25 protein-coding genes and 1 pseudogene are annotated in these 22,736 nt (G+C 57.2%); 10 read left to right on the top strand and 16 right to left on the bottom strand.

The genetic code is table 11. The features are described 5' to 3' along the window. Positions 1-61 precede the first annotated feature (61 nt). Positions 62-712, bottom strand: coding sequence for a methionine ABC transporter permease (locus CGLUCO_RS12400; RefSeq protein ID WP_084036187.1), 651 nt, complete (start codon positions 710-712; stop codon positions 62-64). Beyond that, positions 709-1,731 (bottom strand): methionine ABC transporter ATP-binding protein, encoded by a 1,023-nt coding sequence (locus tag CGLUCO_RS12395; RefSeq protein WP_232621944.1) that lies wholly within the window; start codon positions 1,729-1,731, stop codon positions 709-711. Before CGLUCO_RS12395 ends, CGLUCO_RS12400 begins: the two co-directional genes overlap by 4 nt. 223 nt (positions 1,732-1,954) lie before the next feature. Between CGLUCO_RS12395 and CGLUCO_RS12390 the strand changes: the two genes are divergently transcribed. Continuing rightward, entirely contained in the window at positions 1,955-2,752 is a 798-nt protein-coding gene (locus CGLUCO_RS12390; RefSeq protein WP_084036186.1) for a fumarylacetoacetate hydrolase family protein, read from the top strand. Between the two features lie 238 nt (positions 2,753-2,990). Here CGLUCO_RS12390 and CGLUCO_RS12385 read toward each other — a convergent pair whose 3' ends face one another. The 6 genes from CGLUCO_RS12385 to CGLUCO_RS12360 form a co-directional block, all read right to left on the bottom strand. Continuing rightward, positions 2,991-3,602 (bottom strand): hypothetical protein, encoded by a 612-nt coding sequence (locus CGLUCO_RS12385; RefSeq protein ID WP_005388166.1) that lies wholly within the window; start codon positions 3,600-3,602, stop codon positions 2,991-2,993. A 21-nt stretch (positions 3,603-3,623) separates the two neighbouring features. Then, positions 3,624-4,181 carry a hypothetical protein gene (locus tag CGLUCO_RS12380; RefSeq protein ID WP_143336849.1) on the bottom strand — a complete coding sequence of 186 codons (558 nt, stop codon included), beginning with the start codon at positions 4,179-4,181 and terminating at the stop codon, positions 3,624-3,626. A 464-nt stretch (positions 4,182-4,645) separates the two neighbouring features. Then, the gene (locus CGLUCO_RS12375) at positions 4,646-5,305 is read right to left on the bottom strand and encodes a methionine ABC transporter permease (protein WP_005394610.1); all 660 of its coding nucleotides are present in this window, start codon (positions 5,303-5,305) and stop codon (positions 4,646-4,648) included. After that, entirely contained in the window at positions 5,302-6,276 is a 975-nt protein-coding gene (locus CGLUCO_RS12370) for a methionine ABC transporter ATP-binding protein (RefSeq protein WP_084036185.1), read from the bottom strand. Before CGLUCO_RS12370 ends, CGLUCO_RS12375 begins: the two co-directional genes overlap by 4 nt. Positions 6,277-6,280: 4 nt before the next feature. After that, the gene (locus CGLUCO_RS12365; RefSeq protein WP_084036184.1) at positions 6,281-7,108 is read right to left on the bottom strand and encodes a MetQ/NlpA family ABC transporter substrate-binding protein; all 828 of its coding nucleotides are present in this window, start codon (positions 7,106-7,108) and stop codon (positions 6,281-6,283) included. Positions 7,109-7,343: 235 nt separating this feature from the next. Further along, positions 7,344-8,105, bottom strand: coding sequence for a MetQ/NlpA family ABC transporter substrate-binding protein (locus CGLUCO_RS12360; RefSeq protein ID WP_232621945.1), 762 nt, complete (start codon positions 8,103-8,105; stop codon positions 7,344-7,346). 59 nt (positions 8,106-8,164) lie between these two features. On the opposite strand from CGLUCO_RS12360, the gene CGLUCO_RS12355 reads away from it, so the two are divergent. After that, a complete protein-coding gene (locus CGLUCO_RS12355) occupies positions 8,165-8,626 on the top strand; it encodes an S-ribosylhomocysteine lyase (protein WP_005388184.1) in 462 nt (153 codons plus the stop codon). Here CGLUCO_RS12355 and CGLUCO_RS12350 read toward each other — a convergent pair. Together CGLUCO_RS12350 and CGLUCO_RS12345 are read right to left on the bottom strand one after the other, a co-directional pair. Beyond that, a complete protein-coding gene (locus tag CGLUCO_RS12350) occupies positions 8,623-9,216 on the bottom strand; it encodes a hypothetical protein (protein ID WP_084036182.1) in 594 nt (197 codons plus the stop codon). The genes CGLUCO_RS12355 and CGLUCO_RS12350 overlap by 4 nt on opposite strands. A 462-nt stretch (positions 9,217-9,678) precedes the next feature. Next, on the bottom strand, positions 9,679-10,350 hold the full coding sequence (locus CGLUCO_RS12345) for a DUF3800 domain-containing protein (RefSeq protein ID WP_005388188.1): 672 nt from the start codon (positions 10,348-10,350) through the stop codon (positions 9,679-9,681). Between the two features lie 123 nt (positions 10,351-10,473). Here CGLUCO_RS12345 and CGLUCO_RS12340 point away from each other — a divergent pair. Next, a pseudogene (locus CGLUCO_RS12340) lies at positions 10,474-10,605 on the top strand (ATP-binding cassette domain-containing protein); the annotation flags it as partial. On the opposite strand, the gene CGLUCO_RS12335 reads toward CGLUCO_RS12340, so the two are convergent. After that, on the bottom strand, positions 10,543-10,716 hold the full coding sequence (locus CGLUCO_RS12335; protein WP_232622046.1) for a hypothetical protein: 174 nt from the start codon (positions 10,714-10,716) through the stop codon (positions 10,543-10,545). The pseudogene CGLUCO_RS12340 and the gene CGLUCO_RS12335 overlap by 63 nt on opposite strands. Between CGLUCO_RS12335 and CGLUCO_RS12330 the strand changes: the two genes are divergently transcribed. From CGLUCO_RS12330 to CGLUCO_RS12315, 4 genes are all read left to right on the top strand, one after another. Next, positions 10,715-11,008: an ABC transporter permease family protein gene (locus tag CGLUCO_RS12330; protein ID WP_232622047.1), complete on the top strand. Its 294-nt coding sequence runs from the start codon at positions 10,715-10,717 to the stop codon at positions 11,006-11,008. The two genes, CGLUCO_RS12335 and CGLUCO_RS12330, sit on opposite strands and share 2 nt — an antisense overlap. 187 nt (positions 11,009-11,195) lie before the next feature. Further along, entirely contained in the window at positions 11,196-12,116 is a 921-nt protein-coding gene (locus tag CGLUCO_RS12325; RefSeq protein WP_084036180.1) for a hypothetical protein, read from the top strand. Between the two features lie 447 nt (positions 12,117-12,563). Next, positions 12,564-13,319, top strand: coding sequence for a tRNA threonylcarbamoyladenosine dehydratase (locus CGLUCO_RS12320; RefSeq protein WP_084036179.1), 756 nt, complete (start codon positions 12,564-12,566; stop codon positions 13,317-13,319). Then, entirely contained in the window at positions 13,309-13,980 is a 672-nt protein-coding gene (locus CGLUCO_RS12315; RefSeq protein WP_084036178.1) for a TatD family hydrolase, read from the top strand. The genes CGLUCO_RS12320 and CGLUCO_RS12315 overlap by 11 nt, the downstream gene beginning before the upstream one ends. Here the strand turns inward: CGLUCO_RS12315 and CGLUCO_RS12310 are convergent. Beyond that, positions 13,962-14,414 carry a hypothetical protein gene (locus CGLUCO_RS12310; RefSeq protein ID WP_232621946.1) on the bottom strand — a complete coding sequence of 151 codons (453 nt, stop codon included), beginning with the start codon at positions 14,412-14,414 and terminating at the stop codon, positions 13,962-13,964. The genes CGLUCO_RS12315 and CGLUCO_RS12310 overlap by 19 nt on opposite strands. Before the next feature lie 607 nt (positions 14,415-15,021). On the opposite strand from CGLUCO_RS12310, the gene CGLUCO_RS12305 reads away from it, so the two are divergent. Beyond that, positions 15,022-16,245 (top strand): hypothetical protein, encoded by a 1,224-nt coding sequence (locus CGLUCO_RS12305; protein WP_084036177.1) that lies wholly within the window; start codon positions 15,022-15,024, stop codon positions 16,243-16,245. A 287-nt stretch (positions 16,246-16,532) separates the two neighbouring features. On the opposite strand, the gene CGLUCO_RS12300 is transcribed toward CGLUCO_RS12305, so the two are convergent. Further along, the gene (locus CGLUCO_RS12300) at positions 16,533-17,795 is read right to left on the bottom strand and encodes an ATP-binding protein (protein ID WP_232621947.1); all 1,263 of its coding nucleotides are present in this window, start codon (positions 17,793-17,795) and stop codon (positions 16,533-16,535) included. A gap of 162 nt (positions 17,796-17,957) precedes the next feature. Between CGLUCO_RS12300 and CGLUCO_RS12295 the strand changes: the two genes are divergently transcribed. Continuing rightward, the gene (locus tag CGLUCO_RS12295; RefSeq protein WP_084036175.1) at positions 17,958-18,254 is read left to right on the top strand and encodes a hypothetical protein; all 297 of its coding nucleotides are present in this window, start codon (positions 17,958-17,960) and stop codon (positions 18,252-18,254) included. Between the two features lie 446 nt (positions 18,255-18,700). On the opposite strand, the gene CGLUCO_RS12290 is transcribed toward CGLUCO_RS12295, so the two are convergent. The 3 genes from CGLUCO_RS12290 to CGLUCO_RS12280 form a co-directional block, all read right to left on the bottom strand. Beyond that, positions 18,701-18,856 carry a hypothetical protein gene (locus tag CGLUCO_RS12290; protein WP_159447578.1) on the bottom strand — a complete coding sequence of 52 codons (156 nt, stop codon included), beginning with the start codon at positions 18,854-18,856 and terminating at the stop codon, positions 18,701-18,703. A gap of 413 nt (positions 18,857-19,269) precedes the next feature. Next, a complete protein-coding gene (locus CGLUCO_RS12285; RefSeq protein ID WP_084036174.1) occupies positions 19,270-20,502 on the bottom strand; it encodes a type II toxin-antitoxin system HipA family toxin in 1,233 nt (410 codons plus the stop codon). Positions 20,503-20,504: 2 nt separating this feature from the next. Then, positions 20,505-20,870: a helix-turn-helix domain-containing protein gene (locus CGLUCO_RS12280; protein ID WP_198481461.1), complete on the bottom strand. Its 366-nt coding sequence runs from the start codon at positions 20,868-20,870 to the stop codon at positions 20,505-20,507. A gap of 513 nt (positions 20,871-21,383) precedes the next feature. On the opposite strand from CGLUCO_RS12280, the gene CGLUCO_RS12275 reads away from it, so the two are divergent. Next, entirely contained in the window at positions 21,384-22,736 is a 1,353-nt protein-coding gene (locus CGLUCO_RS12275; protein ID WP_005393248.1) for a TRAP transporter large permease subunit, read from the top strand.

Raw genomic sequence — 22,736 nt, 5'->3', positions numbered from 1 at the left:
AGTGCATGTGTCGTGGCGGTGTCTGCGGGGGCGCTCAGTGGTGTGGAGCACGTAGGAATACTTAGTCTCGCGCGCGGCGGGACAGGTAGTTGCCAAGTGACTGGATACCCTGCACTACCACGATGAGAATGATGACGGTTATCACCATGGCGACGGTATCGAACTGCTGGTAGCCGTAGCTCAGCGCGAGGTCGCCCACGCCGCCACCGCCGACGTACCCGGCCATCGCCGTGGCGGAGATGAGTCCCACGGTGGCGGTGGTGAGCGCCAAGATGATGGACGCCTTGGCTTCCGGCAGGAGGAAGTAGCGGATGGTCTGCCACAAGGTTGCCCCCATGGAATCTGCAGCCTCGAGGATGCCAGGGCTTACCTCAAGCAAGGATTGCTCGATGAGCCTGGCAACAAACGGAGCGATGTAGATGGTCAGTGGCACCAGTGCTGCTGTGGTGCCAATGGAGGTACCTGTGATGAGCCTCGTCAGTGGCACAATGGCCACCATGAGGATGACGAAGGGGAGCGAGCGCAGGATGTTCACCACCCCGTTGACCACCTGGTAAATGGCAGGCTGCGGGCGCAGCCCGCCGGGCCGGGTGATCACCATCAAAAGCGCCAGCGGGATACCGATGAGAGCGCCAATGGCTAGGGCGATTCCCACCATGTAGGCGGTTTCTGCCCCGGCGTTGAGGTACATTTCTGGGGTCACACGGCTCATCGGATAACCTCCACTGAGAGTCCGTCGGTATGTGAAATAAGGGCAATTGCCTGGTCAGCGCCCGGATTGTCCAGCCCGATGAGCATGGAGCCCACGGTGGTGCTGCGCAGTGGCAGGTCGTTTGCCTGCAAAAGTGAGGCACGCACGCCGAGGTGGGCGAGCTTATCAAATAGCGATCGCGCGGCGCCGTCGCGGTGGTGCACTCGGATGAGCCGCTCGGTGTCGCTGTCAGCGTCTGCTCGCGGCACCGTGGTGGCCACAAACTCGCGGGTGAGCTCCTGCTGAGGGCTCGAAAACACATCCTCCACCGGGCCATGCTCAATGAGGTGGCCGTGTTCGAGCACGGCCACCTCATCGGCGATGCGGGCGATGACGTTCATCTGGTGGGTGATAATAAGGATGGTGATCCCCAGCTTCTCATTAATGCGGGTGAGGAGATCCAAGATCTGGCCGGTGGTCATGGGGTCGAGCGCGGAGGTCGGCTCGTCGCAAAGCAGAATCCGCGGTCGCGTGACGAGTGCACGCGCGATGCCGACGCGTTGCCGCTGACCGCCGGACAGTTCCCGCGGCTTGGCGTCGGCCTTGTCGCCGAGGCCGACGAGCTCAAGCGCGTCGTTCACCCGCCGCGCATCGCGCGTCCCCTCCAAGGTGAGGGGCATGGCGACGTTCTCCGCGACGGTTTTCGATCCCAGTAGGTTGTACTGCTGGAAGATCATCCCAACTTCACGACGCAGACCTCGTAGTTCCCCAGCCCCGAGCGTCGCTGGCTCCACCCCGAGGGTGGTCACCGTGCCCCCGGTCGGCGTCTCCAGTCCATTAACGGTGCGAAGCAACGTCGACTTGTCGGCACCCGAGGTTCCCACGACACCAAAGATGGAGCCCTCGGGCACGGTGAGGCTCACCCCAACTAATGCGGTGACGTCGCCAAAGGTGCGGGAACATTCACCCTGACGGTTGAGGGCATGACCGCACCGCAGTTTGGCGGCAGCACGAGCGACGCAGACCATCACACTAAACATCGCTGGTCTTCTCGGCTGCCAGGAAGGAGGGCTCTATCGCCGGCGTGCTAGCCTTGCCCGCACTTCTGGCGGGCGGCGGCAACATTGTGATGAACCCGGACATCCTGGCGTCGGTGCTGCCGCGGTCGCCTAAAATCCCACCTGGTGAGTTTTCTAGTCCATTAGGTGGCACCATTTGAGGAATTTTCCAACCGGTAGCTCGGGCGTGAACTATAGTTCCGTTATGCGTTACGCCAGAATTGCAACCCCAGAGGCTATGACCTTCGCCGTCGTCGAGGGCGACGGCGAGGATATAAAGTTCAAAGCCATTTCCAACCACCCCTTCGAAGCCCCCGAGTACACGGGCAAGGAGTATGGACCCGACGAGGTACGCCTGCTCGCCCCGATGCTCCCCTCCAAGATCCTCCTCATCGGCCGCAACTACGCCGACCACGTCCAGGAGGTCTTCAACCAGTCCGCGTCGACCCTCCCGCCGACGCTGTTCATGAAGCCCCCGACATCCATCATCGGACCGGGCGCTGCCATCAAGATTCCTGACTTCGCGCAGAAGGTCGAGTTCGAGGGCGAGATCGCTCTCGTCATCTCCAAGCCCTGCAAGAACGTGAAGAAGGAAAACTGGCGCGACGTTGTCCTTGGCCTGACCATCGTCAACGATGTTTCAGACCGCAACCTCCAGTTCGCCGAGGGTCAGTGGACCCGCGGCAAGGGCATTGACACCTTCTGCCCCATGGGCCCGTGGATCGACACGGACATCGACGCCTACGATCTTGCCGACACCAAGATCAAAGGTCACCTCACCCACGAGGGAGAAACCAAAACCTGGCAGGACTCCTCCACGAACCAGATGATCTGGGGCTTCGGCGAGATCATCGAATACATCACCGGCTCCATCACCCTCCTCCCCGGCGATGTCATTTCCACCGGCTCACCCGCTGGCACGAAACGCATGGTACCTGGCGACACAATCGCCATCGAAGTGGAAGGCCTCGGCCAACTCCGCAACACGGTCACCGAGGCCTAGGCCATTCTCGGACAAACCGTACCGGGCTTTGCAGCATATCTACTGGCTGAAGACCCCTAGTCCTTAACAAAGATCCTGGTATCCGTTGTTCAATGGGCTGGCGATAGGCTACCGAGTGTGCACCCGTCACTGCTCAAACAACACCGCGATGCATGAACATCGCGGTGTCTGGGGCCGGAATCGCGGGCTGTCGCGGCAACCCGTCAAGGTTCTCTAGCATGTACAGCTCCAGGACTCGTCAGTCAACGATGCTCTTTCGGCTATCGATTGAAACCTTCTGCCAATGTGCGTTTTCTTCGGTAATGAAACTAATTAGAGCAGCGGTTTCCATAAGACCCCATGAGCTAGAAGTTAAATTGTTCCCATCGGTGTCGAAAAGATAGGGAATCCTATGTGAAGCTTTTCGGGCGAGTTCGGACGAAAACGGCGACACTGTCAAATCCCACGTCGCATATCTTTCTATCCGGTTAAAGAAATTTCCCCACCAGCAAGCTGGCACCGAACCGGAATTGTCTCCCGGATGCAATTCCACTGTGATCCGTGATGGCGTTACCGGTTTGTATGCCTTTTTTAAACTAATCTGTATTGCCAGCATGATTGATGGTAGAAAGGTCGCAACGGGAGCTGAGCTCTCGTCTGCGGAGTAGATCCCGAACACAAGAGTGTCTACTTGGCCATTGCCTAGAATTTCACTATCGTTGCTTTCCCCAACGAACCAAGGGGAAAGTGCAGCCCCCGACATGATAGATGCAGTGGAGTTAATCAGGCTCCAGAGGTCTTCTGCGTCGTCCGAATCCCGAAGCGGTCCGAATGGATTAATGCTCCATGTTCCGGTGAGAGACAGAATCATCGCTAACCACCGATGCCAATGCTAAACGCCACAATTAACCCAGTTTTCCTTATAGGCCTTCATTGGAGGATCAATGGCTCCCAAAATATCCACATCCACAACATTTCTATATAGCGTCCTAGTAAAGTTGCTGCACTGAGCTCGGGCATTAGATCGCTTCCCTCGACCGCACCCCTGCGGAACGGTGACTGGTTGTCCCGTGGCTACCCTTTCCCAGTTTCCATTGGCATTCTTTCGCTCAATCCAATTTTTCACAATGGCTTGTCCTCCGAGGGGGCCACCGGTGTAGCAACCGTGAGCTGACACTGTTCCTTGGGAAAAATGTGGGTTATCCGCAACCATTACAAATGGTCCTATACTTCCACCAGCTCGTTCTTCGAAACTTTCTGCATCATCATCCGGATTTTGCTCAATTCTCCATAGACCAGGAACATGAGCAGCGTCGGCGGACGAGGCATCCAAAGTTGACATCGGCACCTGTTCGGTGGATTGAGCCATAGCCGGTACGGGAATTGTGATGGTGAGCGATATAGTCACTGAAGCTGCCACCAACGCTACATTCCGGGGAGTGATTTTCATATTTCTTCCGATCCCTTTGTATGTAAGTCAGTTCAATCGTAGCAGAAAGTAAAGGTATTTCCTGTGGTAAACAGATCGATGTTTTATAAAGGAGAACCTGTATAACGATTCGTAGCTTACAAGCCTTGGATCCCCTGCCCTGGAAAGGCGTATGAGTGAGCACTAGCGGTGGTTTCGGGGTTGTGGGCCTTGGTATGTACCCTGCAATCGCACTGCTAAAACGGTACAGGAAGCCACCGTACACGACGAACCACACGTACGCTGGTGTGAGTCCAGAACCGCACTCGATATGCCCTCCGCAGCATGACCCCACCCCGTCGCCGCATCCCCTTCTTAGCAAAAAGTATTGGCCTGCTGGTCTACACCAAGAGTTGTGGAACGCTCTGGAAGTCAAGCCTGCTACCCGGAGTCGCGGAACTTTTCGGCTACGCGATCTCCACGGCTCCGGGCACCGCAGAACGGCACTACCCCCTGGCCCTCCTGCTCAGCCAGTTGCCCAGGGACTGAATGCCCTGCACCACAACGATGAGGATGACCACGGTAACCACCATGGCGACAGTGTCGAACTGCTGGTAGCCGTAGCTCAGCGCGAGGTCGCCCACGCCGCCACCGCCGACGTACCCGGCCATAGCGGTGGCGGAGATGAGTCCCACCGTCGACGTGGTCAGCGCGAGGATGATGGAGGGCTTGGCCTCCGGCAGGATGAAGTAGCGGATTGTCTGCCACAAGGTGGCGCCCATGGAGTCTGCGGCCTCGATGATGCCGGCGTCCACCTCGAGCAGGGATTGCTCGATGAGGCGGGCGACAAACGGCGCAATATAGATGGTCAGGGGGACCAGCGCCGCCGTCGTGCCGATCGACGTGCCGGTGATCAGCCTGGTGAATGGAACAATCGCCACCATGAGGATGACGAATGGCAGCGAACGCAAAATGTTCACGATCACGTTGACCACCTGGTACACGACGGGCTGCGGGCGCAGGCCGCCGGGCCGCGTGATGACCATCATTAAAGCCAGCGGGATGCCGATGAGCGCGCCGATAAACAGGGAAATGCCCACCATGTAGATGGTTTCGGCACCCGCCGAAAGGTACATGTCGGCGGTGACGCGTGTATCTAGGTTCATCGAATTACCTCCACTGTCAGTCCGTCCGTATTCCTCAACGACGCGATTGCGTCAGCGATCGCGCTGCCGTCCAGCCCAATCACCATCGATCCGACGGTCGTGCGCCGCAGCGGCAGGTCATTGGCCTGCAGCAACCGGGCGCGCACGCCGTGGGTCTCCAGGTCATGGAGCACGGACTGCCCGGCGCCGCCGCGGTGGACGACGCGGATGATCGAGTCGGCCTCGGCCTGCAGGTGCGTCGTGGGCACGGTCGTCGCCACGAAATGCCTGGTCAGCTCCTGTTGCGGGGCGCTGAACACATCCTCGACGGAGCCAGTCTCAATCAACTTCCCGTGTTCGAGGACAGCAACGTTGTCGGCGATCCGCGCGATGACGTCCATCTGGTGGGTGATGATGAGAATAGTGATGCCGAGCTGCTCGTTGATCTGTGTGAGCAGGTCAAGAATCTGCCCGGTGGTCATAGGGTCGAGCGCGCTGGTCGGCTCGTCGCAAAGCAGAATCCGCGGCCGTGTGACGAGTGCACGCGCGATCCCCACGCGTTGCCGCTGACCGCCGGACAGTTCGCGTGGCTTGGCGTCGGCCTTGTCGCCGAGCCCGACGAGTTCGAGCGCGTCGTTCACCCGCCGCGCATCGCGCGTCCCCTCCAGCGTGAGCGGCATGGCGACGTTCTCCGCCACGGTTTTCGATCCCAGCAGGTTGTACTGCTGGAAGATCATCCCCACTTGTCTGCGCAGACCTCGCAGGTCCGCCGTCCCGAGTGAAGCGGGCTCCAGCCCGAGGGTGGTTACCGTGCCGCCGGTCGGCTTCTCCAAACCGTTGACCGTGCGCAGCAACGTCGACTTGCCTGCGCCGGAGGTTCCCACGACACCGAAGATGGAGCCTTCGGGCACGGTGAGGCTCACGCCGTCAAGGGCGGTGACGTCGCCAAAGGTGCGGGAGACGTTGTCGAAAATTACAGCAGGCTCTGCCATTGGCCTAGCCCTTCAGGGAGTCAGGGATGAACCAGTAGTTGTTCACGTTCTGGTCCTCCACAAACTGCAGGAACTCGGGATCGCGGTAGGCCTTCTTGACCTCTTCGACCCACTCCTCATCCACCTTGTCGCTCGTGGTGGCGGCGTTGAGGATCAGTTCGGGGCGCAGGTTTTCCTGGAAGAGCTGCAGGTTCGGGTCGACCTTGGAGGCGTACGACATGGAGCCGGGGAGCACACCCCAGTCCACGTCGGGCAGTGCGCGCGGGATGCCCGCCGAATCCATTGGTTTGAAATCAAGGTTGTGCGGGTTCTCGTCGACGTCGTTGACGGACAGGAGAGCGGGGTCAGCCTCAGCCTTGATGGTGATCCAGTCGGCGTCCTTCAGCAGGTTGAGGGCGCGCGACAGGTTGGAGGCATCGATCGGGATGGCGACGGACTGGCCGGTGGCGACATCGTCGAGGGAGCCGTGGCGTTGCGAGTAGAGGCCGGCCGGAACGGTCGGTAGCTCGGTGAAGTTCACCAGGTCGGCGCCCTTTTCCTTGTTAAACACCTCGGTGTACGCGGAGTGCTGGTCCACGTTGAGGTCTACCGAGCCCTCGGCCAGCGCGGTGTTGGCCTGCATGAGGTCGGAGAAGTCGGTGTATTTAACGGTGTACCCGTCCTTTTCGAGGATCGGCTGAATCCCGTCCTTAAACAGCACGGAGTACGGCCCGGGGGAGGTGCCCACGGTAACCGTCTTGGCGTCGGTCTCGCTATTGCCGGCGCAGGATACGAGCCCAAAGCTTAAGGCTGCAGCACTAAGCGCAGCAACGATTTTCGAAGGTCGGTTCATTGGCATAACTCCTCTTGTGTACTAAGCGGTCTATCGGACTAAGACCATCGTGTCTATTATTTACCAACAAGACATTACGCCAGTTATTCCCAGATAGCGAAAATTTCCCCTCCCCACACGCCCGCCGGAAATAAAACTCCGATATGACAAATGGTGGGCATCTGTGAATTGGGCAGACCCAACGTTCCAGCCCGTCAGGTCTGCTGACACACAGATGCCCACCAAAATTCACGCGCTAGGGCAGATACCAGTAATTGTTGAGGTTCTCATTGTTCATATAAGAGGCAAAAGCCGGATCGTGGTACGCGGCCTGCACGTCGTGCACCCACGCGCTGTCGGCATCCTCGTTCCGTACGGTGATGGCGCGCAGCAGCTCAGGGCGCATTTTCTCCTGGTAGACCTGCATGCGCGGGTCCGCCTTCACCGGGTAGCTCACAGAACCCGGGAGCACCACCCAGTCCACCTTCGGCAGCTCGACGGGCAGGTCCTCGCTGTTGCGCTCGCTGATGGTGAGTCCGCGATCGTCGCTCTCCGTGATAAACCCCGCCTCTTGCAGGAGCTCCATCGCCCGATCGCGCTCCGCCGGCGTTCTCGGGATGGCCACGGTCTGTCCCTCGGCGACGTCCTCCACCGACCTGTGTTCCTTGGAGTACAGCCCGGCCGGGATCGTCGGCAGCGTATCAATATTCACCAGCGTCCCGCCCTTGGCCTTGTTATATAGGTCAGTGTAGGCCGGGTATTGCTCCACGCTGAGATCCGCATTCCCCGCCACCAGGGCGTCGGTTGCCTCGTTGAGGTCCCGGTAGACGTGGTAGTTGACGGTGTACCCCTTGGCCTTGAGCAGGGGCTCGATCCCGTCCTTGAAGATAATGGAGTACGGCCCCGGGCTCATGCCCACCGTGAGCGCTGTGCCTTCCGTCTCGGTGTGAGTCGCGCACCCGGTCACGCCGAGGGTCACGGCGACAACGACCGCGGTCAGCCTTGCTAACACTCCCATATCAAACTCCCTTTGTCCGCGCATGATTAAATCTAGTCCACTCCATTAAACTAGGGACCATGGAAAAACGCATGAATGTTGAGTCTTTCAATCTTGATCACACGCTTGTCGACGCTCCTTTCGTCCGCATTGCGGACGAGAAGACGCTCCCCGGTGGGGATGTTTTAAGGAAGTTTGACGTACGGTTCTGCCAACCCAACAAGGAGCATCTGGAGATGCCCACCGTCCACTCCATCGAGCACATGACCGCCGAGCACATGCGCAACCACACCGACCGCCTCATCGACTTCTCCCCGATGGGCTGCCAGACCGGCTTCTACGCCATCACGCTTGATCTATCCCCCGAGGACTTCATGGACATCCTCGAGCAGACCTTCCGCGACATCCTCGCCGCCACCGAGGTTCCCGCAGCCAATGAGAAGCAGTGTGGCTGGGGCCAGAACCATTCCCTCAAGGGCGCCCAGGAAGCCGTCGAAAAGATGCTTGCCAAGCGCGACGAGTGGGGGACCGTCTTCGCCTAGCGGGCGGCCTGCCTGAGTGCGTAGTAGTAGGCGTAGCCGTCAGGTCCTTCGAAGCAATAAGAGGTATCAGCCGGCCACGTCGAGGCGTCTTGGTCGCAGGTCCATCCAGACTGGAACGGCCCCTTTGTAAACCATTCCATGCCCTGACCGGGCTGGTACGGAACCGACGGCCACTGGTATTGGGACTGCTGCGGTTGCGGTGCCTGCTGCTGCGGGCGCTGCGTGGGCTCCTGCTGCTGCTGTCGCTGTTGCTGCTGGCGCTGCCGCTCAGCCTGCTCAGACGCGCGGTACTCGGATTCCCGTGACGCGGACGCGCGCGACTCAGACGCCCGTGACTCAGACGCCCGCGACTCAGACGCCCGCGACTCGGACGCCCGCGAGCTCTCGATCGCCTTCTCCTTCTCCTCCACCTCAATGCGCTTCTTGGCGACGGCATACTCCGACTCATCAATCACGCCGTCACCGTCGGCATCATCCGACGCGGTGAGCAACCCCTTGTCGACGAGGTCATGCACCTCCGTCTCGCAGGTCGTGGACCCCTCACACGCCTTCCAGGCAACATTGGTTCCCTCAATGGTCTTTTCGCTCATGGCACACGAGCTCAGGGTTAAAAGCGCAGCTAGGGGTAGGGCAAGGCATCGTTTCATAGCAAAAATTCTAACACCGTAGCACTGCAACTACTGGCGTTTGTGCAAATGGGGGACTTGTAGGATTTTCTACTCGTGAAGCTCCACATTTGACGGAACAACAACGTAGCCGCTGGTGTCGAGATCATGGCGGGCATGGTAGTCCGACCTAGTTTTCACCTCGAAGGCGAGGAAAACACTTTGCTCACACCTTTCTGTTTCGAGAATATATTCAGCTAAAACTTCCGCAGCGAATTACAGCAGCGAGTTTTGCGCCGATAGTCCTTTCCTGTCATGTGAACCGGTTTGCAACGTCGATTTAAGAGCCTGGAGGTTCCAGTTGTTTGGTAAACTGAAAGCAAAGCTGGCGACAAGTCCTCCAGGGGAGGACTTCCCACCCCGATAGGTGGGATAGCCAGTCTTCTTTTATGGGGTGCCCCAAGGCGTGAATACACTGCTGAGCGTTGGCTTTACGCAAGAGTCGTACCAGGGACATTTCTTGCCTTCGAGACGACGCTGTACTGCCCACAATCCGTAGTCGGCAACTTGCAGTCCCCACGCAGATTGGGCACTCCAGATGCAGAGAGTAATGTCACGGGAAATCTGGTCACAAACTTCCTCAATAGCCTTGTGTGCAGCGGTCTTAAACTTCTTGGTTCCAAACTCGGCTACGATAACGTACAACTCATCGTGTTCATCGGACACCTGTCTTGCGATTTCTTTGAGATGTAAGTACCAAGCCATTCTGTAGAGATACATTGGTCCCTTTTCTCTGAACTGCGGGTATGCATTGGATTTGTATAGGAATGTGGTGTCGAATCGTGGGGCTTGTTCCTTAACTAGGTTGAACATTTCTTCTCTCGTCTTTCGAGAGTCATCGACAGCATGAAATCCTCTTGGCAGGCTCAAACCTTCCTTTGCATTTTTCGCACGCAAATGTAGGCCCTCCAGGAGGTCATCTCCGTGCCGATCTGTTTGGAAGGTCGCAGTACCAAAACCAAAATATGTCGAAGCACCACCTCCTTTGGGGTTAGGGGTGCCACTGTAATCAAGGTTTCCGGTTTCGTCTGCGTATAGGTAAATGCGACGTTTTGTCATCGGTGCTTTATTCCCCCTCTTTGGATCTGCTAATCCAATACTAGACGCGAATAGATGGGCCCTGCGCCCCGCCGAGCCTTTCTGTACCAGCGAAAACCAACCTAAACCTAAGGACGGTGCACAATGAACGACGGCTTGCAGGTCACGGACCTGTGGAAGTCCTACGGGTCCATTGACGTGCTCAAAGGCATCTCACTCCACATCCGCCCGGGCGAAATCTACGGCTTCGTCGGTGCAAACGGTGCCGGAAAATCCACCACCATGCGCACCGTCATCGGGGTCACCACCGCCGACGCGGGTGAGGTTTCCTGGCTCGCCCTCATCCAGCGCACCGAGGATCTGCACTCCGCCCAGGCCCCCGATCATGTTCCCCATCTTTGTCACGCTGTATACCCCGGCAATTTTCTTCGGCAAGGTGGATACGTGGTGGATGCAGCTGTTCGCCTGGCTGCCGCCCCTGTCCATCGGCAACGCCCCGCTCCAATACGCCTCCGGCTACATGAACCTCGCCCAGTTCAGCTTATCGATGCTCATCATGGCCACCATCACCGCCATCACCGTCTACTACGTAGCCAAGATCTACAAGTTCGCGATCCTCAACAACGGCTCCAAGATCTCCTGGGGCAAAGCCCTCAGTGGCGCCACCCGCGCATCATGATTTACCCCCTTGAGCACGGGTAATAGCTCCCTGAAAACACAAATGCAGAATTTCAAACCCCACATTTTGACACAAATGCAGAATTTCAAACCCCACATTTTGACACAAATGCAGGATTTTGTCCGTCCTTCAGAGCAGAGGCCAACTCGAGTGGCAGGATCCCCCAGCCCGTGTGACAATGTGAATCATGAAGTTGGGGGATCATCTCATTCTTACTCGGGGGTTTACATCCACGCAGCGCCAGCGGTTCGACACCAGCGAGCTCATCAAGCTCGCCTGCGGCGTCTACATCGATCGGCACACCTACTGGGACCTTAAGCACTGGGACCAGTACAAATTGCGCTGCCTGGCGCTCGGCATCGAGGGCCGAGTCCTCGTCGGCAAGGCCGCCGCCACCCTCTGGGGCTTCCCGACGACCTACCTCAAACATGCCGACATCCCCATCATCGGAACTGGCAAAAAACGCCCCGGCATCGTAAAAAAGCGCATCCCTACAGACGACCTACGCATCATAGACGTCGATGGCTACGACGTCTTCGTCACCTCCGCAGCTCTCACAATCATCGACATCGCCCGCTGGAACAGCCTCGGCGAAGCCGTCCGCGCTGGCGACTGGGCGGTGGTGTACAACAAAACCACAAAAGCCGAGCTCACCGATGCCCTCGAGGCCCGCCACGTAACCAAAGGCATCGACCGCGCCCGCACCGCCGTCCGCCTCATTAACCATCTTTCCGAAAGCCCCCGTGAAAGCGATGTCAAAGTAAATCTCTTCCTCAACGGCTTCGAGCCGCCCTACCAGCAGGCTGTGATCCGCGACTCCGAGGGCGTGGAATTCGCCCGCGTCGACTTCTTCTACCCGGAAAAATCCATCGTCATCGAATACGACGGCCAAGCCAAGACCAAAGGGCACGACGGAATCAAGGCTGTCAACAACGAACGCACTCGCGAGCGCCGCCTGATAAGCGAAGGCCTCCTTCCGATCAGAGTGGACAACAATTCCTGGCAAAGAAAGCTCTACCTAAAAGAACTCGAGCGCTACTGGAACGACGATCGCAAGCCCTTTCCCAGCGTTCAGTGGTCCGCGCCCGGTCGCGCGTGGGAGCTCTAACCCTCCAGACAAAAGTTACCTTTTTGCGGGAATGACCCCTCCCAAAACCCCAGGTGGCCAATCTTTCCTAGGTGTAAAACGGTACCTTTTGTCTGTCGTGCTCGCCGCCGAGACAAAAGTTACCTTTTTGCAGGAATGCCCCTTCCCAAAACCCCAGGTGGCCAATCTTTCCTAGGCCTAAAACGGCACCTTTTGTCTGTCGTGCTAATCCCCGAGACAAAAGTTACCTTTTTGCAGGAATGGCCCCTCCCAAAACCCAAGGTGGCCAATCTAGCCAAGGTGTAAAACGGTACCTTTTGTCTGTCGTGCTAATCCCCGAGACAAAAGTTACCTGTTTGCGGGGATCGCACCTCCTAAAACCCCAGGTGGCCAATCTAGCCAAGGTGTAAAACGGTACCTTTTGTCTACGCTATAATCTCCCCAGCAAACACACGAAAGGAGCGGCCGGTGCAATACAGCGAGCGCCACGCAAGGCTGAAGCTGATTTTCGGTGAGGAGGGCCTGGAGAAGCTATATAACTCCACGGTGATGGTGCTAGGTCTCGGCGGCGTGGGCTCTGCCTGCGCGGAGGCGCTCGCGCGTGGAGGCATCGGCAACCTCATCGTCCTCGACCGCGACATAGTCGACGAGTCCAACATCAACCGCCAGGCCCTCGCGTTCACGAGCACGATCGGCAAGGTGAAGGCCGAGGTGATGGAGAGCATGATCCACGAGATCAGCCCGGATTGTGCGGTGACCACCCGCGAGGTGTACCTCACCCCGGAGAATATCCCCGAGATTCTCAGCGGCCTCCCGCGCCCGGATTACGTCCTGGACTGCATTGATACGATCACGCAGAAGCTCGCCATCGCGCAGTGGTGCGCGGAGCGCCACATTTACCTCCTCTCCTCCATGGGCGCGGCGAACAAACTCGACCCGGAGTACCTCACGTTTACCAATATTCGCCACACGATCAATTGCCCCATGTCGCGCGTGATTCGTGGCGAATCCTACCGGCGCGGCATCCGCGGTCTCGAGGTGCTTTACAGCAAGGAAGTCCCGGTCAAGGTGGATAACCCGGGCGCGCGTACGAAGGGGGAGACGCTCGGCTCGATGAGCTACATGCCGCCGATCATGGGCCAGATGATCGCGGGCAAGGCCATCCGCCGCCTGGCCGGTCTCGAGGAGTTCCCCAACGCGCCGAGGATGCGCCGTGCTCATTGATACCCACTTCCACCTGGACTTTCTTCCTGATCCCACGCCATTTAAGAGCGCCCCGATCATTGCCCAGACTCTCACCCCCACCGCCTACCTCGCCCAGCCGCACATCCCCCGCCACGCCCTCGGCCTCCACCCCTGGTACGCGTCCCTCGACGAGCTCCCCGCCTTCGCCGCCACTGTCGATTCCACAAAATTCATCGGCGAGGTCGGCCTCGACTACCGCTTTCCTCACCAAGAAGCTTTTCGACGCCTCGTCGACCTCACCGTCTCCTCCTCCCGCACGCACGTGATGTCCATCCACGCCGTCCGCTCCGTTACTGCCGTCCTGGATATCCTTGATGAGTTTGATCCGTGCCGCACCCAGATCACCCCGATCATCCACTGGTTTACCGGCACGAGTGATGAGCTCACCCGCCATATCCGCGCCGGGGGTTTCATCTCCGTCAACCCGCGGATGCTGGAGACCAAGCGTGGTCGCGCGTATGTCACCCAGGTTCCCGCCGACCGTCTGCTTGTGGAGACGGATCTCCCGCGCGAAGCGGGGGAGATGCTCACGCCGGAGGATCACGCTGCGATTATCCAGGGAACCGTCGACAAGCTGAGCGAGCTACGCGGGGAGGATATGACGGCGAGGATTGAGGAAACTCAGAGGGAGATTCTGTAGCCGCGCCACAACTTCTGCCCGGGCTTGTAATCGCCCTGGGGTGTGAAACGCATGGTGGTCAGAGGTAGCCAGGTGAGGTGCTCGGGGATACTGAGGCAGAGCCTCACATTTTCAGGAAGCGTAATCGTCTTTAGTAGGGATGAATCGTTGCTGCGGAAATACAGGACCTCCCTGGAATCTGTCCAGGTCAGGTCCTGGGCTTTCTCCTTAGGTATCCCGAGCGCGTCCGCTGCTTCTTGGTCGCTTTGGTAACCACATTGAAGCGCAAACTCTGTGGAATCCACCTGGTAGGTTTTTGCCATATCTAGTTCAATTGGTGCGGTTTCTCCAGCCAAAGTGGTAGCCAGCGGATCTCTGTTTAGCCACCACACAAGTCCCGCGGCGAAAAGAAGGCAGACGATAGCCACACAGGTGAGAAGCCGTTTCAAGGTCACAAGCAGTATCGTAGTTCACCCCGCGGTCACCGTAAACGGAGGAACAGCAGCAAGCACAGACACTCGACAACGAACGCACCGCTGTTGCAGCTAACGGCAGCAAAGCGCCCACGAAGTAAGAACTGTACGCACAATGCAGGATAAGCAGGGCTGCACAGGCAGAAAGCATAGTGGCACATCAAACCGATCGATTAATTCAGCGAGCCTCCACTGGCAGGCCATTGCCACATAGGTCAGGCCGATGGTTGCAAGAACAACCGTGGCAGTCACTTGGACCCGACCCCAGGTGTCCACATCCAAGGGGTCGGGTCCGTTGGTGTAGCTATCAAGCCCCGAACACTTTCGAGGAGAAACAGATGTACCGCGTTGCCTAACCACGTCTGCTAAGATCAAACCCAATTAATTTTTCACCCCAGGTGTCCACATCCAAGGGGTCGGGTCCGAGTTTCGGACCACATGCAGAAGACAAGCTAAACTGTTCCGAGCTGGTATGGAGGGCCTACATGCGAGCTGCACCGACAATCAATCTCGACTCTAACCGCGGCCCAGGAGTCTATCCATTTAACATCGTGCGCAGTGGTTTACTCGAGGAATACTAGTGAGTGCGATGTCTAAGCTTGTGCGCTTTTTTAGAGGCTTGTCGCGTCCGAAACGCTGGCTGGCGGGCTGCGGTCTCGGTTGTATAACCGTAGTGGTTCTGATTGGTCTCCTGATGGGCGCCAATGTTGGTGCAACGTACTTTTTTGGGGCGAAGCCCCAGGAGGTTGGAGCAGAGGCGTGGGACGGCCCGCCTGTGTTAGTGACTCTGAAAAGCGATTACACAAAAACCGGCTTCTTTGGTACTGGACTGGAAACTGCGGACGTACGACTTCTGCAAGATGGAAAGCTTACCCCCTTGGTGTGGACAGGAACCCACGGAGGAGAATTTACAGCCGTTCCCCTTGACCATGGGTTCGCCCTCACCACCGCAGAAACCATCACCTTCTACGATTGGGACGGTAACATCACCGGAGATGTAGACTTCCCCGGCATCGATGCAGTGAAACGCTCCGCTACAACCGATGGGTGGTACATAGTTTCGAGCGTCACCCATTCAGGAGAGAATACCGATGGGTGGGTTGATGATTATGCATTCATTAACCGCACAGGTGAAACCCATATCGTAACAGTTAGCGGCAATTCTAGCGCCACCGGAGTGTGTGGAGGAAAGCGCTACATAGCTGCTGTGGATATGGATTACGACGAGTCGACATACGAATCAACACGGCGCTATCTCAACATCTACGAGGTAGCCGACGAGTGGAAAATCGGCGATCCCCTGTTTACCGTTGAACTTCCGGGGGATCCGCGCCCACTTGCGCACATCTTCACGGAGATGGCTCCCTGCAGCGATGAAGGAGTGCTCACAGTTCTTGTCAGCATGGATGATGCGGAAGGGCAAAGCCACATGGCAAGCGCGAACATCGACATAGCAGGAAAGTCAGTGGCGTTCACTCCTCTGCCGGACGGTTATGAAGCTCTGCTGCCATATAACAGCCTCATCAGCGATGGGGACTATTACTGGCTGAACCGGCACGGCCGCATGTCAAGCATGGACAAGCACACCTCGCGTGTGGAAACAACATGGCAGGCTGATCCCCTGCCGGAGGATGCCCTATATGCAAGCACGCTGTCCCAAGACTATGTTGTGACAGGCACAAGTGACGAGGACACTTTCTACTTCACCGCGTACGATGCCAAAACAGGAAAGAAAACCGCTCATGTAGCAATTCCGAAAGACATGGGACCATCCATATGGATCGAAGATATCGAGCTAGTTAATCCGCATTAACTAGCGCTTGAGTATCGCAAGCAGGAGCGAACCTGGGGCAGATCCTTTCTCCACGCAAGCAGTAATTTCGATACACGAAGATTCTGCCCCATTTGTACACAGTGCACATTGACGCACGTGAAGGGGTCCTCAAGCAGAGTGGACGTACCGATCAAACTGTGACAATCCAAGTCCGTTCGTGCGCTCCCCTGAGGCTTCCTGCAACGGCTCGTACCCCGATTTAACGTGGTCACCGTGACGAGATCCCCAACTGACTTTCTACTCAGTGCAAACCTGTTTGTCCGACATCACATCCCTAGGCGAGCGAGCGGGAACGTGTGCACCCCAGAGGGGAAGGTGAGCGTGGGGCCAGTCGCGGTAATGACAGCTAGGAACACTGGCGGCTGCTCAATAACCGCCGCCACCTGCGCAAGCCTCTCCGCGCCGGGGACGATGAGCCTCCCGCCGAGCTTCACCTCAATGCCAGCCCACCGTCCGCCGGGCAGGACGCACACGGCATCCATCTCGTAACCGTTCGAATCGCGGAAGTGGTGCACCGTGCCACCCAGTGCCTCAGTCATCACGGTGAGGTCGTGAACAACCGCCGATTCAAACAGGCTCCCCAGAAGAGTTGGTTCCCCCATGAGAAGCGTCTCGTCCGCATTGAGTGCCGCGGCTGCCAGCGCCGGGTCCACCAGGTGATATTTCGGGCTCGTCCGCAGTCGGGCTCGGCTTTGAAGTCGAGGTGTCCACGCTGGTTGCTTCTCGACGATAAAAAGTTTCTCAAGCAGCTCCACATACCGAGCCACAGTCGCCAGCGACAGATCTGGAGAGATAGATAAAAGATCCTTGCGTAGTGTTGTGATGCTGGTTTCCTCAGCACTATTCCTAGCGATGGCGCTCAAAAGTTGCTCGATAACCATCGGATTATGACGGATTTCCGCAAGTCGTGACACATCGGTGCGGGAAACTTCATTGATGTAGCCCCGCAGAAGTCGAAGCGACTGATCGGGCGTTGAATTTCTGTGTGCCGGGAACCCGCTGCGCAGCAGGAGTTCAACGGCCGTGCCGAGTGGTTCAACTTCTGGATCCGTGGCGGGTTTCACACCGTTGACGAGGCTCTCAAAGCTCACCGCAGGTGAGTGCCCGCGTTGTTTTTCTGCCCAGGTCAGTGTGTGCATGGGGATGCGAAGGAAACGGGCAGCGCCCGTGTGTCTGGTTATGTCGTCGTTGGGAACGGAAGAACCAGTGAGAATGAATTGCCCTGGATGGCCAGCACGATCGATTGCTCGTCTGGTGAGGTTCCAGACCTCGGGATGTAGTTGCCATTCGTCGACGAGTCGCGGGGAATCTCCACTCAGTGCCGCCGAGGGGTCGATCGACATGAGGATTTCCGAGTCTGGATCATCCAGGAGAATTGCAGACCGAGCATGGTGTGCCCCGCTCATGGTCTTCCCGCAACCGCGAGCTCCCTCAAGCACAATGCCTCCCGAAATCTCTAGTGCGGAAGCAATGCTGCGATCGGTGATCCGGGGTCGGTACTCGATGCCTAGAAGCTCCTTTGTGTCCACGGTTGTATGCTAGCACAGAAAGTGGAAAATGCCAGCTAGACGAATCGTATCTAGCAATCTGCAGCGTCTCTATTGTGGAAAAAGCAGGCTCACTATTGTGGAAAATGCAGAATTGTAGGTGCATATCTGGGAAGCACGCAAAACTTTTGTAGGGTTGGGGATATGGAAGAACGGAAACTGACGTCGCTGTTTTTCGGCAACGTTGTCCTGGAATCGCACATTCTGGGTACGGCGATCCGGGTGTTTGCCTCGGATATGCGGTCGTACTCCGAGAGGCTGAAGCCCGATATCTCCCTCTCAGTTCCGCTGGATGAGGTGCGAGGCAAGCTTGAATCTGACCACGCTGAGGCTCTGTCCAAGAAAATTCTCGGATACGTGGCTGAGGAGCTTGACAGGAGTTATCCCGGTGGGTGCAGCCGTGCGGAGGAGGAACTACAGGCCTGGCTTGTACTACATTAGGGACTTGTCCAAAAAGCAGTGAGAATCCCAGTCGAAAAAGTCCCGGGACTCCGTGTCCAGCAACTACTGAGACATAACATTCTTAGCCACGGAGTGGGATTAACGGATGGCTATTCCGCATCATCTCCGTAAGATACCCGTGGATTTTGGCCCCGTCCGCAATAGAAAAACGGTTAAGCAGTTTTGTCGGGACCATGAGATTCGTTGTGCACCATCAGAAAATAAACAGAGCGACTTGGGGGCAGTGGCATTTCGCCGTTAAGCGTGGCTCCGAAAACCTCGTCCACCGCGTACAGCACATTCGTTCGCGATAGTGTGCTCCAAGCTCGAAGACGTTGAAGGAAGAACGGTTGGATTACGGCGCGCGGTCGCTCTACTAGCCTATCGATATCACACAACGGTTACGTGATGCTGGCTCGGCGGATGCGAAAGCAAAAAAACATCCATCATTTTTCATCCGTGTTTGTTGACATCCCAAAGTAGAACGTGACGAGCGCCAATGCAGCAAGCGCAATCGGAACCAGTGTCGATGTAGCGCCGGTACCAAGAACTATTACCGCAATTAACGCCAGAGCTATGGTCAAGATATTTGTCAGTTTCATAGCAAACCTCTAATCTAGACGCAGTTATCAAGAAAGCCGTCGACACCAAAAAGCTCCGCCGCTAAACTCGACAACATTCCACCGACAGTTTCCTCGTTGGCCTTCTGGCCCGCAACTTTCCCTAGTCCACCAGCTTTTTAATTTTCTCAGCAGTAGCACGAGGCCCACCAAGTTTCTTAACATCCCTCACTACCTCGCCCGATCCACCGCCCGATACGGCTGCGACGGCGATTTCGCAACATCAACCAAACCCCTCCCGCTCATCATCAGACAGGCGCAGCAGCATATGACATACACCAATACTGCCATGAATGACGACGGAATCGCGTATATGAACTTCCCAATTGCAGATCATGAATCGTGAACGGCCTAATTCGCTATTACATCGTAGGAATTCACCATTTCGCTCCTCGTCACACCTGTTTCCTCAGAGCTTCAATTCTCAGGTTGAAATTTTGTTCCATGCGTTTTACTTCCCGGGCAGCAAGCCCAGCGGTGCGTGCCACGTCCTTCCATGAGCTCACTGCCTCGATCACACGCGAAATGATGTTCTTGGCTGTGTCTGGTTTCAAACCACAGAAGGAAGAAAACTCCAACAAAGCTTCTGTTTCCTCTGGAAATGTTGTCGCGCCAAGCAACGAAGTGGAGCGACGTGCTCGGATGTTCGGGTTGGGGTTGACATCGTAAAGGGGGGAAAATCGCCACCCGTGAGGATGATGCAGGAACCCGAGGTTTCGCAAGTGATCGTCGGTGTTTCCAATCGCAACGAAGAAAACGACGCGCGTGAACAGGGATGTCAGATCATCCTGAACTCCACCAGACAACTCGCGGATTGCCCCCGCTACCTCGACATAATCAACATTCATCCCGTCCGTGGAGGAGCAGGCTGTCATGGCGCTGATGAAAGGTATACGGTTATTCGTTTTGAAAGCACCGCTGCGATCGAAGCGTCGTAACACAAGGACATTGGCGTTTGCGACAGGTACGAGGCGAAAATCGGGGACATCGAGGCCGCACACGTGGGCGAGCAGGAGGGTGGCGTATTCCCAACCAATGACATCCCAGTCATCGCTGGCGTGTGGGAATTTTGCTATGCCAAGGGATCCATCAGGGCAGAGAATACTTGCCTTCGGTCGAGCGCCGCCAAGGGCGGATGTTCCGGTGTCTAAGAGGACTTTCACGGCCTGTATGTATTCATCACTGTCAGCTACTTCCCGAGCAGTGTGCAGGAGGGTGGGCAGAGAAATAAACGGTGGTACAACCGATGGCGGGCCGACGAACGTGTCGCTGTTCCTTGGTTTGAAACGGAGCGCCCCTTGACGAGTATCGTCGCTAACCGCAAGGAGATAATCAACCTCATCCAATTCCCTCGCGCGCCGCCATGTAGTGCTATCCCTATTAATGAGATTTCTTCCCCAGCTGTCGGGTGCGGCATCGGAAAATACAGGTAAGAGGCCATTGTAATGCTGTGAACCTGACACCAATACAAGCGAGGGATCGATATTAAAACCGCCACCACCCAGGTACGTTGGATCGTACGCAAACGTGGTGGAAATCCCTCGTGGCCCACGATGGAAATAGGCTGTCCCTACTTTGGTGGGGGAGGTGCCGTCAAGGAAAACCTCGACCTCTGCAGACTCTGTCATCGCTACCGCGCCCTCTTCCTGTGGATGCGATCCGCACGCAACCTGCCAATCTCGCTTTCAAAAGGATCGATGGCATTCACCACAAGATCTAAGATTCCAATTGCGCGAAGCACGAGGTAAAGGGATTCGGAGCTTGCGGTGGTATCCCCATTTTCGATCTTGCGAAGAGTGTCTCGAGAAATCTGCGCACGCTCGCACACTTGCTGCGCTGTCAGTCCCAACACCATGCGCCATCCGCGAATGTGCTCCCCGATGGTCGTCACCTCGCGAGAAATGTTGTAGCCGCGGAGCCGATTCCTGCCGTCTACCATAGTGAAAAGACTACCATAGTCGCCGTAAATGGTAATTATGACGAACCTAATAGTCATAGGAGCCTTCAAAGTGGCAAATACTTTAACATCAAAACATTCACTATTTTCTGACCAGCGGGTTTCCCTATTTGGTGCTGCATAGAGCGTGAAAAAGCGCTGTTTATCGCACGTGACCTGCTAATTCACTATGTAAAACCAAATTTTCACTATTTCACACTTTGTCTACCAGTGGAAACGTCGGTAAATGGTGAAAGTGTGAATCTCTTTTTACTATGTGCCCCTGCCGGTGGCGTAAACCTCCACGGCTCCTCGTGCGTGTGGGTCGGCAGCGGGGAGCTCCACGCCGGAGCGCACGGCATGTCGGGCACGCTCTACGCAGGGGGTAACACGTCTTAGCCCCCGAAAGTGTTCAATCGAACGCGAAAAATGTCTAAAAGTCGTACCATAACTCCCGGACATAAACCCATGAGTCACCCCATTTGGGGGAAATTTACCAAAACCCTCGCGCCAGTAACATGTTACGCCGTATTCTGCAGGGCATTACCTGAATACAAAAGAAGGGAGTGAAGCATGGGCATCGTAGCGTTGCTTGTCTTTATCGCGATCACAGTTGTCGTCAACGTGCTGCTGAAACGCAATATCGCGGAGGCGCTGCTACTCGGCCTGGTCGGCGTCGCGCTGGTCGGCGGGACGCGGGCGCCGGAGCTGTTGTGGCATGGCATTACGTCGGCGGTCTCGTCTGAGGTCACGTTCGCCGGTATGGCGTTTGTGTTCATGGGCATCATCGTGCAGTCAACGGGTCTGATTGACCGGTTGATCACTATTTTGAACTCGTTGTTTGGCAGGCTGCGGGGTGGCGCAGGTTACGTGTCCACGTTCGCCTCCGCCATGATGGGGCTCATCGCCGGGTCCACGGCGGGCAACTCCGCGACGGTCGGTTCGGTGACGATCCCGTGGATGAAGCAGACCGGATTTAGCCCAAACAGGGCGGCGACGCTGGTTGCGGGCAACTCGGGTTTGGGTGTGGCGCTGCCGCCGAACTCAACGATGTTTATCATCCTCGCGATGCCGGCGGCCGCAGCTTCCTCAGCAAGCCAGGTGTACGTGGCGTTGGCGTGCGCGGGCGCGTACGCGGTGCTGTACCGCCTGGCGGTGGTGTGGTTCTGGACCCGGAAGGACAAGATTCCTGCCACGCCGAAGGACCAGATCGTGCCGTTTAAGCAAGCGTGGTCGCAGGGGTGGCGCTCGCCGTCGATCTTCATGGGCATCCTCATCCCCGTGCTGCTGACCATTGGCCCGCTGGCGAACTGGTTGAAGGAATCCACGGGCGTTGGCGCGGACGGTGTGAAGGCGATTTCCATCATCGTCTGGGTGCCGGTGCTCATCACGCTGATTGCGCTGATTGAAGGTGCGAGTAGAATCCGCCGGAACAATGCGCAGTTCAGGGTGCAGATCGTGCAGGATCTTCCAAGCTTTGCCACAGTCGGTATCTCCCTGTTTGCGGCGCTCGCCGCAGCTGCGATCATGGAGGAACTCGGCGTGGGTGATCAGCTGTCGAACACGCTCGGCGCGATGGATCTGCCGAAGTGGGCCATGATTGTCATTGTTGGTGTGTTGGCGGTTGTGGTGGCGACGCCACTGTCGTCGACGGCAACGGCGGCCGCGATCGGTGCCCCCGCCGTGGCGGCGCTGACGGCCGTGGGCATTGACCCGACGGTGGCGATTGTCGTGACGTTGCTGTGCACGTCGACCGAGGGCGCGTCGCCGCCGGTCGGTGCCCCGATCTATCTGTCGGCGGCGATGGCCGATGCCAACCCGACGAAGATGTTCGTGCCGCTGATCATGTACTTTGTCCTCCCGATGATCCTCCTCGCGTGGTTGGTCGGTATGGGCCTTATCCCCGTCTACGTTCCAGGAGTGTAA

Source organism: Corynebacterium glucuronolyticum DSM 44120 (assembly GCF_030440595.1).
GTDB classification, from domain to species: domain Bacteria; phylum Actinomycetota; class Actinomycetes; order Mycobacteriales; family Mycobacteriaceae; genus Corynebacterium; species Corynebacterium glucuronolyticum.
Note: the sequence above shows the minus strand (reverse complement) of the source record. Positions and strands in the feature narration are given on the sequence as shown.

Excerpts from the sequence above, each read along its gene's own strand:
- CGLUCO_RS12400 (WP_084036187.1), bottom strand. The coding sequence starts at position 712 with ATGAGCCGTGTGACCCCAGAAATGTACCTCAACGCCGGGGCAGAAACC.
- CGLUCO_RS12395 (WP_232621944.1), bottom strand. The coding sequence starts at position 1,731 with ATGTTTAGTGTGATGGTCTGCGTCGCTCGTGCTGCCGCCAAACTGCGG.
- CGLUCO_RS12390 (WP_084036186.1), top strand. The coding sequence starts at position 1,955 with ATGCGTTACGCCAGAATTGCAACCCCAGAGGCTATGACCTTCGCCGTC.
- CGLUCO_RS12385 (WP_005388166.1), bottom strand. The coding sequence starts at position 3,602 with ATGATTCTGTCTCTCACCGGAACATGGAGCATTAATCCATTCGGACCG.
- CGLUCO_RS12380 (WP_143336849.1), bottom strand. The coding sequence starts at position 4,181 with ATGAAAATCACTCCCCGGAATGTAGCGTTGGTGGCAGCTTCAGTGACT.
- CGLUCO_RS12375 (WP_005394610.1), bottom strand. The coding sequence starts at position 5,305 with ATGAACCTAGATACACGCGTCACCGCCGACATGTACCTTTCGGCGGGT.
- CGLUCO_RS12370 (WP_084036185.1), bottom strand. The coding sequence starts at position 6,276 with ATGGCAGAGCCTGCTGTAATTTTCGACAACGTCTCCCGCACCTTTGGC.
- CGLUCO_RS12365 (WP_084036184.1), bottom strand. The coding sequence starts at position 7,108 with ATGAACCGACCTTCGAAAATCGTTGCTGCGCTTAGTGCTGCAGCCTTA.
- CGLUCO_RS12360 (WP_232621945.1), bottom strand. The coding sequence starts at position 8,105 with ATGGGAGTGTTAGCAAGGCTGACCGCGGTCGTTGTCGCCGTGACCCTC.
- CGLUCO_RS12355 (WP_005388184.1), top strand. The coding sequence starts at position 8,165 with ATGGAAAAACGCATGAATGTTGAGTCTTTCAATCTTGATCACACGCTT.
- CGLUCO_RS12350 (WP_084036182.1), bottom strand. The coding sequence starts at position 9,216 with ATGAGCGAAAAGACCATTGAGGGAACCAATGTTGCCTGGAAGGCGTGT.
- CGLUCO_RS12345 (WP_005388188.1), bottom strand. The coding sequence starts at position 10,350 with ATGACAAAACGTCGCATTTACCTATACGCAGACGAAACCGGAAACCTT.
- CGLUCO_RS12330 (WP_232622047.1), top strand. The coding sequence starts at position 10,715 with ATGTTCCCCATCTTTGTCACGCTGTATACCCCGGCAATTTTCTTCGGC.
- CGLUCO_RS12335 (WP_232622046.1), bottom strand. The coding sequence starts at position 10,716 with ATGATCGGGGGCCTGGGCGGAGTGCAGATCCTCGGTGCGCTGGATGAG.
- CGLUCO_RS12325 (WP_084036180.1), top strand. The coding sequence starts at position 11,196 with ATGAAGTTGGGGGATCATCTCATTCTTACTCGGGGGTTTACATCCACG.
- CGLUCO_RS12305 (WP_084036177.1), top strand. The coding sequence starts at position 15,022 with ATGTCTAAGCTTGTGCGCTTTTTTAGAGGCTTGTCGCGTCCGAAACGC.
- CGLUCO_RS12295 (WP_084036175.1), top strand. The coding sequence starts at position 17,958 with ATGGAAGAACGGAAACTGACGTCGCTGTTTTTCGGCAACGTTGTCCTG.
- CGLUCO_RS12290 (WP_159447578.1), bottom strand. The coding sequence starts at position 18,856 with ATGAAACTGACAAATATCTTGACCATAGCTCTGGCGTTAATTGCGGTA.
- CGLUCO_RS12285 (WP_084036174.1), bottom strand. The coding sequence starts at position 20,502 with ATGACAGAGTCTGCAGAGGTCGAGGTTTTCCTTGACGGCACCTCCCCC.
- CGLUCO_RS12280 (WP_198481461.1), bottom strand. The coding sequence starts at position 20,870 with ATGACTATTAGGTTCGTCATAATTACCATTTACGGCGACTATGGTAGT.
- CGLUCO_RS12275 (WP_005393248.1), top strand. The coding sequence starts at position 21,384 with ATGGGCATCGTAGCGTTGCTTGTCTTTATCGCGATCACAGTTGTCGTC.